Annotated in this window: 11 protein-coding genes; 1 reads left to right on the top strand and 10 read right to left on the bottom strand. The window is 71.3% G+C overall.

The window, feature by feature from the left end; genetic code table 11:
• Window positions 1-52 precede the first annotated feature (52 nt).
• The 6 genes from QNO09_RS04340 to QNO09_RS04365 form a co-directional block, all read right to left on the bottom strand.
• Complete coding sequence (locus tag QNO09_RS04340; protein WP_283968683.1) at window positions 53-1,840, bottom strand: ABC transporter ATP-binding protein; 1,788 nt, start codon at window positions 1,838-1,840, stop codon at window positions 53-55.
• A gap of 4 nt (window positions 1,841-1,844) precedes the next feature.
• Complete coding sequence (locus tag QNO09_RS04345) at window positions 1,845-2,903, bottom strand: iron-siderophore ABC transporter substrate-binding protein (RefSeq protein ID WP_283968684.1); 1,059 nt, start codon at window positions 2,901-2,903, stop codon at window positions 1,845-1,847.
• A gap of 92 nt (window positions 2,904-2,995) precedes the next feature.
• Window positions 2,996-3,850 carry an ABC transporter ATP-binding protein gene (locus tag QNO09_RS04350; RefSeq protein ID WP_283968685.1) on the bottom strand — a complete coding sequence of 285 codons (855 nt, stop codon included), beginning with the start codon at window positions 3,848-3,850 and terminating at the stop codon, window positions 2,996-2,998.
• A gap of 39 nt (window positions 3,851-3,889) precedes the next feature.
• Complete coding sequence (locus tag QNO09_RS04355) at window positions 3,890-4,951, bottom strand: FecCD family ABC transporter permease (protein WP_283968686.1); 1,062 nt, start codon at window positions 4,949-4,951, stop codon at window positions 3,890-3,892.
• Window positions 4,948-6,009, bottom strand: coding sequence for a FecCD family ABC transporter permease (locus QNO09_RS04360; protein ID WP_283968687.1), 1,062 nt, complete (start codon window positions 6,007-6,009; stop codon window positions 4,948-4,950). Before QNO09_RS04360 ends, QNO09_RS04355 begins: the two co-directional genes overlap by 4 nt.
• A 111-nt stretch (window positions 6,010-6,120) precedes the next feature.
• Window positions 6,121-7,476, bottom strand: coding sequence for a lysine N(6)-hydroxylase/L-ornithine N(5)-oxygenase family protein (locus QNO09_RS04365; protein WP_283968688.1), 1,356 nt, complete (start codon window positions 7,474-7,476; stop codon window positions 6,121-6,123).
• 248 nt (window positions 7,477-7,724) lie between these two features.
• On the opposite strand from QNO09_RS04365, the gene QNO09_RS04370 reads away from it, so the two are divergent.
• Window positions 7,725-8,672 carry a methionyl-tRNA formyltransferase gene (locus QNO09_RS04370; protein WP_283968689.1) on the top strand — a complete coding sequence of 316 codons (948 nt, stop codon included), beginning with the start codon at window positions 7,725-7,727 and terminating at the stop codon, window positions 8,670-8,672.
• Between the two features lie 21 nt (window positions 8,673-8,693).
• Here QNO09_RS04370 and QNO09_RS04375 read toward each other — a convergent pair whose 3' ends face one another.
• From QNO09_RS04375 to QNO09_RS04390, 4 genes are all read right to left on the bottom strand, one after another.
• The gene (locus QNO09_RS04375; protein WP_283968690.1) at window positions 8,694-9,395 is read right to left on the bottom strand and encodes a response regulator; all 702 of its coding nucleotides are present in this window, start codon (window positions 9,393-9,395) and stop codon (window positions 8,694-8,696) included.
• A complete protein-coding gene (locus QNO09_RS04380) occupies window positions 9,392-11,020 on the bottom strand; it encodes a sensor histidine kinase (RefSeq protein WP_283968691.1) in 1,629 nt (542 codons plus the stop codon). Before QNO09_RS04380 ends, QNO09_RS04375 begins: the two co-directional genes overlap by 4 nt.
• Window positions 11,021-11,141: 121 nt before the next feature.
• Window positions 11,142-11,630: a hypothetical protein gene (locus QNO09_RS04385; RefSeq protein ID WP_283968692.1), complete on the bottom strand. Its 489-nt coding sequence runs from the start codon at window positions 11,628-11,630 to the stop codon at window positions 11,142-11,144.
• 76 nt (window positions 11,631-11,706) lie between these two features.
• Window positions 11,707-13,590: an ABC transporter ATP-binding protein gene (locus tag QNO09_RS04390; RefSeq protein WP_283968841.1), complete on the bottom strand. Its 1,884-nt coding sequence runs from the start codon at window positions 13,588-13,590 to the stop codon at window positions 11,707-11,709.
• Window positions 13,591-13,773 lie beyond the last annotated feature (183 nt).

Here is a 13,773-nt window from a genome sequence, read left to right on the forward strand (position 1 = left end):
ACTCAGCGTCCCTTCCAGAATGTGGAGTTAGGCTAACCTAAATAAGGGTTGCCTAACTACCCTCTCGCCAGGCCCGCCACAGTCGTGCGTACCGGCCACCCAGAGCCACCAGTTCCTCGTGTGTGCCCTGCTCCACGACCCGGCCCGCGTCCAGCACGGCGATCCGGTCGGCGGCCATCGCCTGGGTCAGCCGGTGTGCCACGAACAGCGTCGTGCGGCCCGCACAGGCGGCCTGCACGGCCCGCTCCAGTTCGGCGGCGCCCTCGCTGCCGGCCTCGGCGGTCGACTCGTCGAGCACCACCACCGGCGCCCGGCCCAGCACCAGCCGCGCCAAGGCGATCTGCGCGACCTTGGTGACGTCCAGGCGCTCACCGCCCTCGCCGACCGGGGTGTCGAGCCCCTCGGGCAGTGCGCGGACCCAGCCCTCGGCGCCGACGGTGCGCAGCGCGTCCGTCAGTTCGACGTCGGTCGCCCGCGGCGCCGACAGCCGCAGGTCGTCGGCGAGCGGCCCGGAGAACACGTGCGTCTCCTGCGTCAGGATGCTCACCAGGGCCCGTGCCCCGGCCTCGTCCAGATCGGCGAGGTCGGTCGACCCGATGCGCACCGACCCGGCCTCCGGGGTGCCGATGCCGGCGATCAGCGCGGCCAGGGTCGTCTTGCCCGCGCCCGTCGCCCCCACCAGGGCGAGGGAACTCCCCGCCGCGATCCGGAGGTTGACGTCCCGGAGCACCGGCTCCTCGGAACCGGGGTAGCGGAACGTCAGCCCTTCGACGGTCACCGGGTACGCCCCGGCTCGCGCCACCGCGACGGACTCGTCGCCGACCAGCCGCTCCTCGGCGGGCTCCCCCAGCACCCCGACCAGGCGGGTCAGGCTCGCGCCGGACTTCTGCGCCTCGTCGAAGGTGAACATGATGGCGCCCAGCGGGGTGAACAGCCGGTGGAACAGCAGCGGGGCCGCCGACACCTCGCCCAGGGTGGCCGCGTCGGCCTCCAGCAGGGCGTATCCCACCACGAGGATCAGGACCAGTCCGATGAACTCGGCGCGGTTCTCCCGGCCCACGAACCGGCCGAAGAACCGGAACACCTCGATCCCGAGATCGCGCACCCGCCACGACTCGGTGGTGACCTTCTCGCGGAAGGCACTCTCCAGCCGGTACGCCCGGACCGTGTCGATGCCGTTCAGGCCACTGATGAACGCCTGAGCCCGGTCGGCCTGGGCCACGCGCTGCTTGCGGTAGAGCGGGGCGGAGCGGGGCAGGTACCAGCGCAGCGCCAGCGCGTACGCGGGCAGCGCGCCGGCTCCGGCCAGACCGAGCCGCCAGTCCAGTCCGAACATCCCGAGGGTGGCGATGACGACCAGGACGCCCGCCGAGAACACCGTCGGGACGGCCGTGCGGATGCCCTTGGAGATGACGGCCACGTCGTCACCGACCCGGGAGAGCACGTCCCCCCGGCCGACCTGCTCGATCCGTGCGCTCGGCATGCCGAGCACCGCCCGGACGGCGCCTTCGCGCAGCCGCGCGAGCAGATCCGCGCCGAGCCGTCCGATCAGGTAGGTCGACACGGCGGTGGCCGCCGCGCCGAGCAGCGCGGCGGCACCGATCAGCACCCCGATGGTGACCAGGACCGAGCGGTCCTCGCCCGCGACGACCCCGTCGACCACCCGGCCGAGCAGGAGCACCGGGAGCACCTGGAGCGCGGCTCCCGCGACCGTGGTGAGCACGGTCGCGACCGTCAGCCCCGGCATGGTGCGGCAGTGCTCCGCGACCCATCGGGTGGCCTCGCGTCCGGTCGTCGTGCGCAGGGTCGCCGGGGCGACGCGCGTGTCGGTGGTGCTCACTTCCCTACTCGACCGACTTGACGAGCTCGTCGATCGCGTACGGCATGGACAGCAGGGTGCCCTGGGAGATGGCCGCGCCGACCGCCGGCCCCTCGCTGTCGAGCAGGTAGGACACGTTGCCCTTCTTCACGGCGTCGAGGTTGGCGAAGAGCTTGAACTTCTTGAGGGCCTCGGTGTCGGCCTTGTCGTTGATGACGAAGATGCGGTCGACGTCGACGAGGTCGATGCGCTCGGGCGAGAGCGTGGTGTAGAAGCTGCCGTCCGCGACCTTGTCGATCTCGGTCCGGTACTTGTAGCCGATGCCCGTGACGAGCCGGCCGCGCACGTCGGTGGAGGTGAAGGGCGCCACCGAGTCCTTGTACCAGGACAGTGCGACGGCGGTCTCCTTGCCGAGCTCGGGGTGCGCCTTCTTGGCCGTGTCGAGCTGCCCCTGGATGTCGTCGACCATCCTCTGCCCCTCGTCGGCCTTGCCGAGGGCCTTGGCGATGTGCAGTGCGTTGTCCTGCCAGGGAGCGCTGAAGGGCTCCTTCTCGCCCTTGGTGCGGGCGACGGTCGGGGCGATCTTCGAGAGCTTGTCGTAGGCGGCCTGGTCGATCTCGGAGTAGACCGCGACGATCAGGTCGGGCCTGAGGGCCGCGATCTTCTCGTAGTTGGGGCCCGAGTCGCCGTTCTTCATGACGACCTCGGGCTGGGTGTCGCCCCACTTGTCCTTCACCCAGGGCCACTGGGTGTTGATGTCGGGGCTCTTGCCCGGCGGGTTGGGGTACTGGTCGACCATGCCGACGGGCTTGATGCCGAAGGCCAGGATGGTCTGGTCGTCGGTGTAGCCGACGGAGACGACCCGCTGGGGCGCCTTCTCGACCGTCGTGTTGCCGAAGGCGTGCTCCACGGTGACCGGGAACGCACCGGCGGCCGCCGCCCGGGTGCCCTCGCTCTTGCCGTCCGCCGAGTCCGCCGAGCCGGAACCGCATCCCGCGAGGAGACCGACGCCGAGGGTGGCCGCGGACAGGATCGCCGCCAGCCGCCGCCATGGCTTCCCGGGCGTCGTTCGATGGAGGAGCATCCAAATCCCCTTGCTTTCGCGCTAGTTCGCTGCACCCTCGCCTAAGGGCAGGCAAACCTTATCGCGAGAGACTGAGGTTAGCCTAGCCTTACTCACGGGCTCGGTGTCGGGCTGTGTTCCGGCTGCACGTGGGTCCGCCCGATCGGCACGATGAGCGGCCGGTCGCCGACCGGGTCCTCGATCACCTGAGCACGCAACCCGAAGGCCTCGTGGAGCAGTTCGGCGGTGACGACGTCCCGGGGGTGCCCCTGCGCCAGGATCGAGCCCTCCCGCATCACCACGAGGTTGTCGCTGTAGCGGACGGCCAGGTTGAGGTCGTGCAGCACCATGACGACGGTGCGGCCCGACTCGTGCAGGTCGTCCACCAGATCGAGGACGTCGACCGCGTGGGCCAGGTCCAGATAGGTGGTCGGCTCGTCCAGCAGGAGCAGGTCCGTGCCCTGAGCCAGCGTCATGGAGATCCAGACCCGCTGGCGCTGCCCGCCGGACAGCGCGTCGACCGGGCGGTCGGCCAGATCGGACACCCCGGTCATGGCCAGGGCGCCCGCCACCACGTCGGCGTCGTCGGAGGACCACTGCCGCAGCCAGCTCTGGTGCGGGTGACGGCCCCGGGCCACCAGGTCGGCCACGGTCAGCCCCTCCGGCGCGACCGGCGCCTGCGGGAGCAGGCCGAGCTTCTTCGCCACGTCCCGGGTCCTGAGCCTGGCGATGTCCTCCCCGTCCAGGACGACCGTGCCCCTGGCCGGCTTCAGCAGCCGGGACAGGGTGCGCAACAGGGTGGACTTCCCGCATCCGTTGGGGCCGATGATCGTCGTGATCACACCGGGCGGTATCGCCACGTCGAGCTCGTCGATGACGACCCGGCCGCCGTAGCCGACCGTGACGCCTCGGGCTGCCAGCCGCGGCGTGCCGCCGACCGCGGCCTCGGTGACGGACTGTGCGACCACGGGTCCCCCCTTGATTAGGTTCACCTGACTCTTGTACATCTACCGGAGGTTCGCCCGCACCAGCAGATAGACGAGGAAGGGCCCGCCGATCGCGGCGGTGACCACGCCGACCGGGAGCGAGACCGGCAACGCCGTACGCGCGACGAGGTCCGAGCCGATCAGCAGCAGCGCGCCCACCAGGCCCGAAGCCGCCATCGGGGGGGTGGGACAGCGCGCCAGACGCATCGCCACCTGCGGCGCGACCAGCGCGACGAAGGGGACCGGTCCCGCCGCGCTCACCGCCACTCCGGCCAGCAGCACCGCGCACAGCAGCAGGACGGCCCGCACCCGCGTGTACCGGACGCCCAGACCGGCGGCGACCTCGTCACCGAAGTGCATGGGACGGAACTGGAACGCCACACAGGACACGACGGCCAGCAGGACGAGCCCGCACCACAGGGCCGCCCAGACCTCGCTCCACGAACGGTCCTCCAGCGAGCCGACCAGCCAGGCCTGGGCCCGGGCCACGTCCCTGATGTCGGCCGTGACCAGCAGCCAGGTCGTGATCGCCTGCATCACGGCGCTCACCGAGATGCCGATGAGGATGAGCCGGAAGCCGTCGATCCCGCGCCGCCACGCCAGGAAGTACACCAGCAGGCCCGTGCCGAGTCCGCCCGCGAGCGCCGCCGCCGGCAGGCCCACGGAGCCCGTGATCGCGGCAGTGGTCCCGCCCGAGACCGTCACCAGGCAGACCGCGACCGTGCCGGCCCCCGAGGTGATCCCGAGAACGTCCGGGCTGGCCAGCGGATTGCGCGCGACGGACTGCGTGATCGCGCCGGACACCCCGAGCGCGACGCCCACGACGAGCCCGGCCAGGGCGCGCGGCATCCGCAGGTCCATGATGACGAACGCGTCGACCTGTTCGCCCCGGCCGAGGATCGTGGCGATCACCTGCGGGAGGCCGATCGGGAAGTCCCCCACGCCGATGGACACGCAGAACACCAGGAAGGTCGCCGCGGCCAGCAGCAGCGTGACGCCCACGACCCAGGGCCGCCAGACGAACGACACGCGGCCGAACCGCACACCCGGCGGCAGCGACGGCTTCACATCGGTCACGTTCATGCTTTCCTGAACTTTCCGCGCCACACGAGAACCGCGAAGAAGGGGGCGCCGAGGAGCGCCACGAGGACGCCCGCGTCCAACTCGCCCGGCCGGACCACCAGTCGGCCGACGATGTCGCACGACAGCAGCACCACAGCTCCGAGCAGACCGGCGTACGGCACGAGCCAGCGGTAGTCCGGCCCGGTCAGGTACCGGGCGACGTGGGCCACCATGAGCCCGAGGAAGGCGACGGGCCCGCACGCGGCCGTCGCCGCGCCCGCCAGCAGTGTGATGGCGGTGATGCCGACGGTCCGGCTCAGCGCGATGTTCACGCCCAGCCCGCGGGCCACGTCGTCGCCCAGGTTGAGCAAATTGAGGGAGGGCAGCGTGATCAGGGCCAGCAGCAGCCCGACGCCGATGAACGACGTCACCGGCCAGATGACGTCGAATCCGACACCGGCGAGGGATCCCGCGTTCCAGAACCGCAGGGCGTTCAGCGCCGCTTGGTCCGACAGTGCGACGGCGGTGGTCATCGCCGCGAGGAACACCGTGACGCCCTGGCCGGCCAGGGCGAGGGTCAGCGGGTTGCCGGCTCCCCGTCCGATGCTCGCGAGACCGAACACCACGACCCCGGCGACGGCCGCCCCGGCGAAGGCGAACCAGACGTACTGGAACGGGTTGCCGAGCCCGAACACGGCGATCGCCACCACGACCGCGAACGAGGCACCGGAGTTCACGCCCAGCAGGCCCGTGTCGGCGATCGGATTGCGCGTGAACCCCTGGATGAGCGCCCCGCCGACACCGAGGGCCGTGCCCGCGACGATCCCGAGGACCGTACGGGGCACCCGTACGGTCTCCACGATGAGCCTGATCTCCGTGAGCCGCCTGTCGGCGTCCGGGGTTCCGGCCAGGGCGTGCCACACCTCGGCGGGGCTCAAGGCGCGGGCGCCGACGGCCAGCGACAGGACCACGGCGATCACGAGGACGCCCAGGAGGGTGCCCAGACCCACGACCCGTCGCCGACGGATCTGCGTCGTGCCCCTGGACGCGGGGCGCTCCACTGCGACAGTCGTGCCCATGACGACGTACGTTATCCCTTGCGCTGTCGGCGAGTTGACCGGACGTGCCTCCCTGGAGGGGGGCCGCGAAATCCCGCCGGCCGCGTCCCCCGACCTCACGGGTCAGCCCATCTAGCGGGCCGTGCTGCCCGTGTCGTCGGCGAGGGTCCGCTGCTGGTCCGCGGCGGGTCCGGCCCCGCGGCCGAGGAGCGAGTCGAGAATCTCGCCCACCCTGATGGCGGTGTTGGAGAGCAGCGACGAGGTGATGCCGTGTGTGTGCTCCGTGCCGCCCTGCAGGTAGATGCCGCAGCGCAGGGCGGGGTCGGTCGCGATGCGCCAGTCCCGCTCGACACGGACGCGGCCCTGGGCGTCGCGCAGGCAGCTGTCCGCGACCTCGCCGAGCAGGCTGGTGGGGTCGGCCGGGCTGTAGCCGGTGGCCAGGACCACGACGTCCGCTTCCAGGTCGGTGTCCTCGCCGGTGACGAGGGACGTCACCGTGACCTGGACGCCGGACTGGGTCTCCTTGACGCCGGTGAGCCGGGAGACGTTGAGGAACCGCAGGCGCTCGGTGCCGAGGACCTTCTCCTGGTACGACTGCCGGTAGAGGTCGTCGATCAGATCGATGTCCACCACGGAGTAGTTGGTGTTGCCGTGGTAGTCCATCAGCCGGCGCTTGACATCCTCGGGCGCGGCGAAGTACTCGTCGACCGCCTGCGGGTCGAAGATCCGGTTGGCGAAGCCGCTGTCGTCGGCGGGGCTGTAGCCGTAGCGGGAGAAGACCGCGCAGACCTCGGCACCCGGGAAACGGCGGTGCAGGTAGGCCACGTTCTCGGCGGCGCTCTGTCCGGCCCCCACGACGACGAAGCGGGAGGGAAAGGTTCCCTCCAACTCGTCCACCCGGGCGAGCAGTTCGGAGTTGTGCCAGACGCGTTCGCCGCGCTCGACGCCCTCGGGCATCAGGGGGCGCAGGCCGGTGCCGACGACGAGGTTGCGGGCCCGGTGGACTTCGAGGCCGCCGCCCGACCGGACGGTCACCTCCAGGTGGTCCACGACTCCGCACCGTGTCACGGGAGCGACACCGACGACCTCGTGGCCGTAGGAGACCAAGTCGTCGACCTGGGCCGCCGCCCACTCGAAGTAGTCGTGGAACTCCACGCGCAGCGGGAACAGGTTCTTGTGGTTGATGAAGTCGATCAGCCGGCCCTTGCTCTGCAGGTAGCAGAGGAAGCTGTACTCGCTGGCCGGGTTCCGCAGCGTCACCAGGTCCTTGAGGAAGGAGACCTGCATGGTGGCGTCGTCGATGAGCATGCCGCGGTGCCAGCCGAAGCGGGGCTGCTGCTCGAAGAAGTGAGCGGAGACCGCCCCCTGCCTGCCGACGCGGGTGTTGTGCTCGCGGAGCGCGATCGCCATGGCCACATTGGACGGCCCGAAGCCGATACCGATCAGGTCGTGGATCGGTGGTGTGTCACCAGGAAGAACCTGCGACATGTCACTCCCATCGTGCGGGGCAGCCGCGTGTCAGGTGTGGAGGGAACGAAAGACGGGCATGCCAACGGAGCGGCACACCAAGGAACTTAGGTGAGCCTAAGCTAAACCCGAGAAGGTGTCGACTGGGCAAAACGGACTCCCCCCGAACAGCCCCCAGCCCAACTGGGCCGCCCGGCGGCCCCGTTGCACACTAAGGTAAGCCTTGCTTTACTTGCTTCGGCCAACACCTTGCTCTGAGGAGGAACCCCATGCGGGTCGTCATGTTCGGTTACCAGACCTGGGGGCACCGCACCCTGCAAGCCCTCCTGGAGTCCGAGCACGACGTGGTGCTGGTCGTCACCCACCCCAAGAGCGAGCACGCCTACGAGAAGATCTGGAGCGACTCCGTCGCCGACCTCGCCGAGGAACACGGCGTCCCGGTCCTGATCCGCAACCGGCCCGACGACGAGGAGCTGTTCGAGCGCCTCAAGGCGGCCGACCCGGACATCATCGTGGCCAACAACTGGCGTACGTGGATCCCGCCGCGCATCTTCGGTCTGCCGCGCCACGGCACCCTGAACGTGCACGACTCGCTGCTGCCGAAGTACGCCGGGTTCTCCCCGCTGATCTGGGCCCTCATCAACGGCGAGTCCGAAGTGGGCGTCACCGCGCACATGATGAACGACGAGCTCGACGCCGGCGACATCGTCCGGCAGGAGGCCGTGCCCGTCGGCCCCACGGACACCGCCACCGACCTCTTTCACAAGACCGTCGACCTCATCGCCCCCGTCACCATCGGCGCGCTCGGCCTGATCGCCTCCGGACAGACCGAGTTCACCCGGCAGGACCGCACCCAGGCCTCCTTCTTCCACAAGCGGGCCGACGAGGACAGCCGCATCGACTGGAACTGGCCGGCCGAGGACCTGGAGCGCCTGGTGCGCGCCCAGTCCGAGCCGTACCCCAGCGCCTACACCTTCCACCGGGGCAAGCGGCTCGACGTCCTGGCGTCGTTCGTGTCCGAGGGCCGGTACGGCGGCACGCCCGGCCGCGTCTTCTACCGCGAGGGCGACGGCGTGGTGATCGTCGCCGGCGCCGACGCGCGCACCGGACGCAACCGCGGCCTGGCCATCACCCGCGTCCGCACCGAGGACGGCCGGGAGCTGCCCGCCGCCGAGTACTTCACCTCCATGGGCGGCTACCTCACCAACCAGCCCTGACGTGCCGGCCCCGGGTCGGGCTCAGGCCCGCCAGCCGTAGCGGCGTTCGGGCCGGCCGGCGGCGCCGTAGCGCAGGGACACCTCCGCGCTGCCGATGCCGTGGAAGTACTCCAGGTAGCGGCGGGCGCTGACCCGGGACACGCCGGTGAGGGCTGCGCACTCGGTGGCGGACAGGGTGCCGTCCGCCTCGCGCAGGGCCCGCTCGACGAGGTCGGCGGTCTCCACGCTCATGCCCTTGGGCAGGGTGGACGCGGTTGCGGGGACGGACGCGCCGGCCAGGACGCGGTCCACGTCCGCCTGGCCCCGGACCACCGTCGTGAGCAGCCGGCCCCGCTGCGCGGCGTAGCGCTCCAGGCGAAGACGCAGATCGTCGAACTCGAAGGGCTTGAGCAGGTAGTCGACCACGCCGCGGCGGACCGCCCCGCGCACGGTGTCGGCCTCCGTCGCCGCACTGATGACCATCACGTCGCAGTCGTGGCCCGCGGTGCGCAGCCGGGGGATGACGTCGAGCCCGAACAGGTCGGGGAGGTACAGGTCGAGCAGGACGAGGTCGGGGCGCAGTGCGTCGACCGCCTCGATGGCCTGTCCGCCCGTGTGGGCCGTGCCCACGACGCGGAACGGCTCGACGCGTGCGACGAACGCGCGGTGGACTCTGGCCACCATGAAGTCGTCGTCGACCACCAGGACGTCGATCGTGCCCGCCTTGTCGCTCGCTGCGGTCATGGTGCCGCTCCTTCCGCCACCGTGCCGGTGAGGTGCCTGACGGCCATGTGTGCGGTGAACACGGCCCCTTCGGGGGTGTTGGCCACCGAGATCTCTCCCCCGTGCCGTTCGCAGACCAGCTTGGTCAGGGCCAGTCCGATGCCGCGCCCGCCCTCGCGGGCGGCCTTGGTGGTGAAACCGTGGGAGAACACCTCGCGGGCCAGCTCGGGCGCCACGCCCGGCCCGGAGTCACGGACCACGATCTCGACACCGGAGACGTCCTGCCGCAGCGCCACCTCCACCCAGGCCTCGTCCTGTGCGCAGGCCGCGTCGACGGCGTTGTCCACCAGGTTGCCCACCACGGTCGCCACGTCGGCGGCGTCCTCCGGGGCGAGCCGCTCCAGCGCGGTGTCGTCCGAGATCCGCAGGCTGACCTTCCGTTCGGCCGCGAGGGACGCCTTCGCCATCAGCAGCGCGGCCACCGCCGTGTCCCGGACGCGGCGGCTGAGGGTGACGTCCAGGGACTGCCGGTGCCGGCTCAACGCGCGGATGTAGCGCACGACCTCGTCCTGCTCGCCGATCTGGATCAGCCCGGAGATGGTGTGCAGCTGGTTGGCGAACTCGTGCGCCTGGGCGCGCAGCAGCTCCGAGGAGCTGCGGAAGGAGCCGATCTCCCGCTCCAGGCGTGCCAGTTCGGTGCGATCGCGCAGGGTGGTGACCGAGCCGAGGGACCGGCCGTCCTTGGTGACGGTCATCCGGTTCATCACCAGGACCCGGCCGTGGCGGACGACGACCTCGTCGCGCTCGCCGGCGGCGGTGCCGGACAGCACGTCGCGCAGCCGCCCGTCGATACCGAGCCCCTCCAGGCTCTGGCCGACGCAGTCCTCGGGCAGGTCGAGCAGCCGGCGGCCCATGTCGTTGACGAGGGTGAGCCGGTGCTGCGGGTCCAGGGCGATCACGCCCTCGGCGATCCCGTACAGCATCGCCTCGCGGTGTTCGGCGAGCCCGGCGATCTCGCCCGGCTCCAGTCCGAGGGTCTGCCGTTTCACCCGGCGCGCCAGAAGCCAGGAACCGACGACGCCGAGTCCGCTGGCGATGCCCAGATAGGCGAGCAGGTAGGACGAGGCGCCGCTGAGCCGCTGCCACACGGTCGGATCGGCCTCGCCGATCATCACCGTGCCGAGGATCCGGCCGAGGTTCTCCTCGGTGGCCCCGAGGACGGGGACCTGGGCGGCCAGCTCGCGGTTGCCGTCCAGCGTGAACGGCCCGGACCAGCCCCGCCCTCGCGCGGTGCCCGGCCCCAGCCACATCCGCTCCCCGACCACCGTGGGATTCGTGGAGCTGACGATCCGCCCGGCGCTGTCGGCCACCGTCACCGAGGTCACCCCGTACTGCGCCTGTGTGGCGAGCACCAGCGGGGCGAGCGCCTCTCCGGACGCGGGGCGCATGAGCTGGCTGCGCACCAGGGGGTTGGCGGCCAGTCGTTCGGCGAGCGCGCTCACCCGGCGTCCCTCGACGCGGTTGAAGGTGGCCTGGGACTGGGCGAGGGAGACCGCGGCGACGGCCAGCAGCACCACTACGACGATGGCGAGCTGGAGCACCAGCATCTCGCCCGCGAGCGAATGGCGACGGAAGGTGGCGACCACGACGAACTTTCTCCTGGGCCGCCGCGACAGGGGCGGCTCATCTGGCGAGTCGCACCATCATGACGTCCACCAGCGCAAACCGAAAGAGACGTGTCGGGAGAAGGTCCGGGCCGCGGTGACGTCAGGAGGCGTTCGCGCGCGGGCCGACGCCCGTCAGCTTCCGGACGGTGCCGCCGAGCTTCGCGCGGAGCGGCTCCAGCATCGCGGGCTTGGCGCTGACCACCCAGCGCATGCCGACCAGGTAGGTGCCCCCGTACACGCGGGCCGATTCCAGCCAGGTCTCCTTGAGCTTCTCCTCGGGGAACGTGGTGATGAGGTAGGCGCCCTTCTCGGTGTGGCACACACCCTCGCGCAACTCGTCCGCCTCGGTGCGGATCTTCGCCTTGCAGCCGGTCAGACCGGCGATGACCTCGACCTTCGCCGGCGCGACCACCCCGGCGGCGGGCGCCGCCGACACGCTCGGCGGCACCGCCGCCCCGCGGTCGTCACCGCCGCCGCAGGCCGTGACGAGGGGAAGCACGGCCAGGACCCCGGCCGTGACGGCGGCGCGCCGCCGGGCGCGGGACGGGGTCCGTCGGGTGGATCGTACGTGCGGTCGCTGCTGGAACACTTCGCCTCTCCGGGTGCGGCTGTCGGCAGGAGTACTCGACGGGAGTACGGACAGGTCCGGGCAGGTGTTCACCGCTCTAGGCGGCCTCCTCCACCGCCGTCGCCCGCGCCCCCTCGAACTGGGTGCGGTACAGCTCCGCGTACCGCTTCCCCGCCGCCAGCAGTTCCTCGTGCGTGCCCCGTTCCACGATCCGGCCGGCCTCGACGACCAGGATCTGGTCGGCCGCGCGGACGGTGGACAGGCGGTGGGCGATCACGACCGCCGTGCGGCCCGCGAGGGCTTCGGCGAGGGCTTCCTGGACGGCCGCCTCGGAGGTGTTGTCGAGGTGGGCGGTGGCCTCGTCGAGGATGACGACGCGCTGGCGGGCCAGCAGCAGCCGGGCGATGGTCATGCGCTGGCGTTCGCCGCCGGAGAGGCGGTAGCCGCGTTCGCCGACGACGGTGTCGAGGCCGTCGGGCAGGGACCGCACGAGGCCGTCGAGGCGGGCCCGACGCAGGGCGTCCCACAGCTCCCCGTCCGTGGCCTCGGGGCGGGCGAGCAGGAGGTTGGCGCGGACGGTGTCGTGGAAGAGGTGGCCGTCCTGGGTGACCATGCCGAGGGTCTGCCGCAGCGACCGCGCCGTGAGGTCGCGGACGTCGACGCCGCCGACGCGCACGGTTCCCCCGTCGGTGTCGTACAGGCGCGGCATCAGCTGCGCGATGGTGGACTTGCCCGCGCCGGAGGAGCCGACGAGCGCCACGGTCCGGCCGGGTTCGGCGCGGAAGGACAGGCCGTGCAGGACTTCGTCGCCGCCTCGCTTGTCCAGGGACGCGACCTCCTCCAGGGAGGCCAGGGAGACCTTGTCGGCCGCGGGGTAGCCGAAGCGGACGTTCTCGAACTCGACCGCCACGGGACCGTCGGGCACCGGGCGCGCGTCCGGCTTCTCCTCGATGAGCGGCCTGAGGTCGAGCACCTCGAAGACCCGCTCGAAGCTGACCAGGGCGCTCATCACCTCGACGCGTGCCCCGGCGAGCGCGGTCAGCGGCGCGTACAGCCGGGTCAGGAGCAGCGCGAGCGACACGACCGCGCCCGGTTCCAGGGAGCCGCGCAGGGCGAACCAGCCGCCGAGGCCGTAGACCAGGGCCAGGGCGAGGGCGGAGACCAGCGTGAGGGCGGTGATGAAGGTGGCCTGGGCGGTCGCCGTCCGGATCCCGATGTCCGCGACCCGGCGGGCTCGTGCGGCGAACTCCTCCGACTCCTGCTCCGGCCGCCCGAAGAGCTTGACCAGGGTGGCGCCGGGGGCCGAGAAGCGCTCGGTCATGCGGGTGCCCATCGCCGCGTTCAGCGTCGCCGCCTCCCGCTGCATCCGGGCCATCCTGCTGCCCATGCGCCGCGCCGGGATCACGAACACCGGCAGCAGCACCAGCGCGAGCAGGGTGATCTGCCAGGACAGCGTGAGCATCACCGCGAGGGTGAGCAGCAGGGTGACGAGGTTGCTGACCACTCCGGAGAGGGTGTTGCTGAAGGCGCGCTGGGCGCCGATGACGTCGTTGTTGAGCCGGGAGACGAGGGCGCCCGTACGAGTGCGTGTGAAGAACGCGATCGGCATGCGCTGCACATGGTCGAAGACGGCGGTCCGCAGATCGAGGATGAGATTCTCCCCGAGCGTCGCGGACAGTCTCCGGCCGAGGACGCCCAGCGCCGCCTCCGCCACCGCGATCAGCGCGATGAGCAGGGCGAGGCGCACGACCCTGCCCTCGTCGCCGCCCGACACGATCGTGTCCACGACCCACCCGGCCAGGACCGGGGTCGCCACGGCGAGCAGGGCGGTGCCCACGCCGAGCAGGACGAAGAGGGTGATGCGGCGCCGGTGCGGGCGGGCGAACGCGCCGATGCGGCGCAGGGTCGCCAGGGCGAAGGGGCGGCGCTCCCGTTCGGCGTTCATGACGCTGTGCAGCTGTGTCCACGCTGTGGTCTCCATGCTCATGAGGAAGACCGTAGAACCTCAAGCATTATTGAGGTCAAGGAGCTCGCCTATTGCCCCGACATCCCGCACAATCGGCCCGATCCCGCTCTTCTCCGTCCCTCCGCGCAAAGGCCCCGATGACGCTCCCCACACAGCCGCATCCCGCGCGCCATGCCCAGTCCCCGCTCTCGCAACCCG

The organism is Streptomyces sp. 378 (genome assembly GCF_030124145.1).
Lineage (GTDB): Bacteria > Actinomycetota > Actinomycetes > Streptomycetales > Streptomycetaceae > Streptomyces.

Excerpts from the sequence above, each read along its gene's own strand:
- QNO09_RS04345 (WP_283968684.1), bottom strand. The coding sequence starts at position 2,903 with ATGCTCCTCCATCGAACGACGCCCGGGAAGCCATGGCGGCGGCTGGCG.
- QNO09_RS04355 (WP_283968686.1), bottom strand. The coding sequence starts at position 4,951 with ATGAACGTGACCGATGTGAAGCCGTCGCTGCCGCCGGGTGTGCGGTTC.
- QNO09_RS04360 (WP_283968687.1), bottom strand. The coding sequence starts at position 6,009 with ATGGGCACGACTGTCGCAGTGGAGCGCCCCGCGTCCAGGGGCACGACG.
- QNO09_RS04365 (WP_283968688.1), bottom strand. The coding sequence starts at position 7,476 with ATGTCGCAGGTTCTTCCTGGTGACACACCACCGATCCACGACCTGATC.
- QNO09_RS04370 (WP_283968689.1), top strand. The coding sequence starts at position 7,725 with ATGCGGGTCGTCATGTTCGGTTACCAGACCTGGGGGCACCGCACCCTG.
- QNO09_RS04375 (WP_283968690.1), bottom strand. The coding sequence starts at position 9,395 with ATGACCGCAGCGAGCGACAAGGCGGGCACGATCGACGTCCTGGTGGTC.
- QNO09_RS04390 (WP_283968841.1), bottom strand. The coding sequence starts at position 13,590 with ATGGAGACCACAGCGTGGACACAGCTGCACAGCGTCATGAACGCCGAA.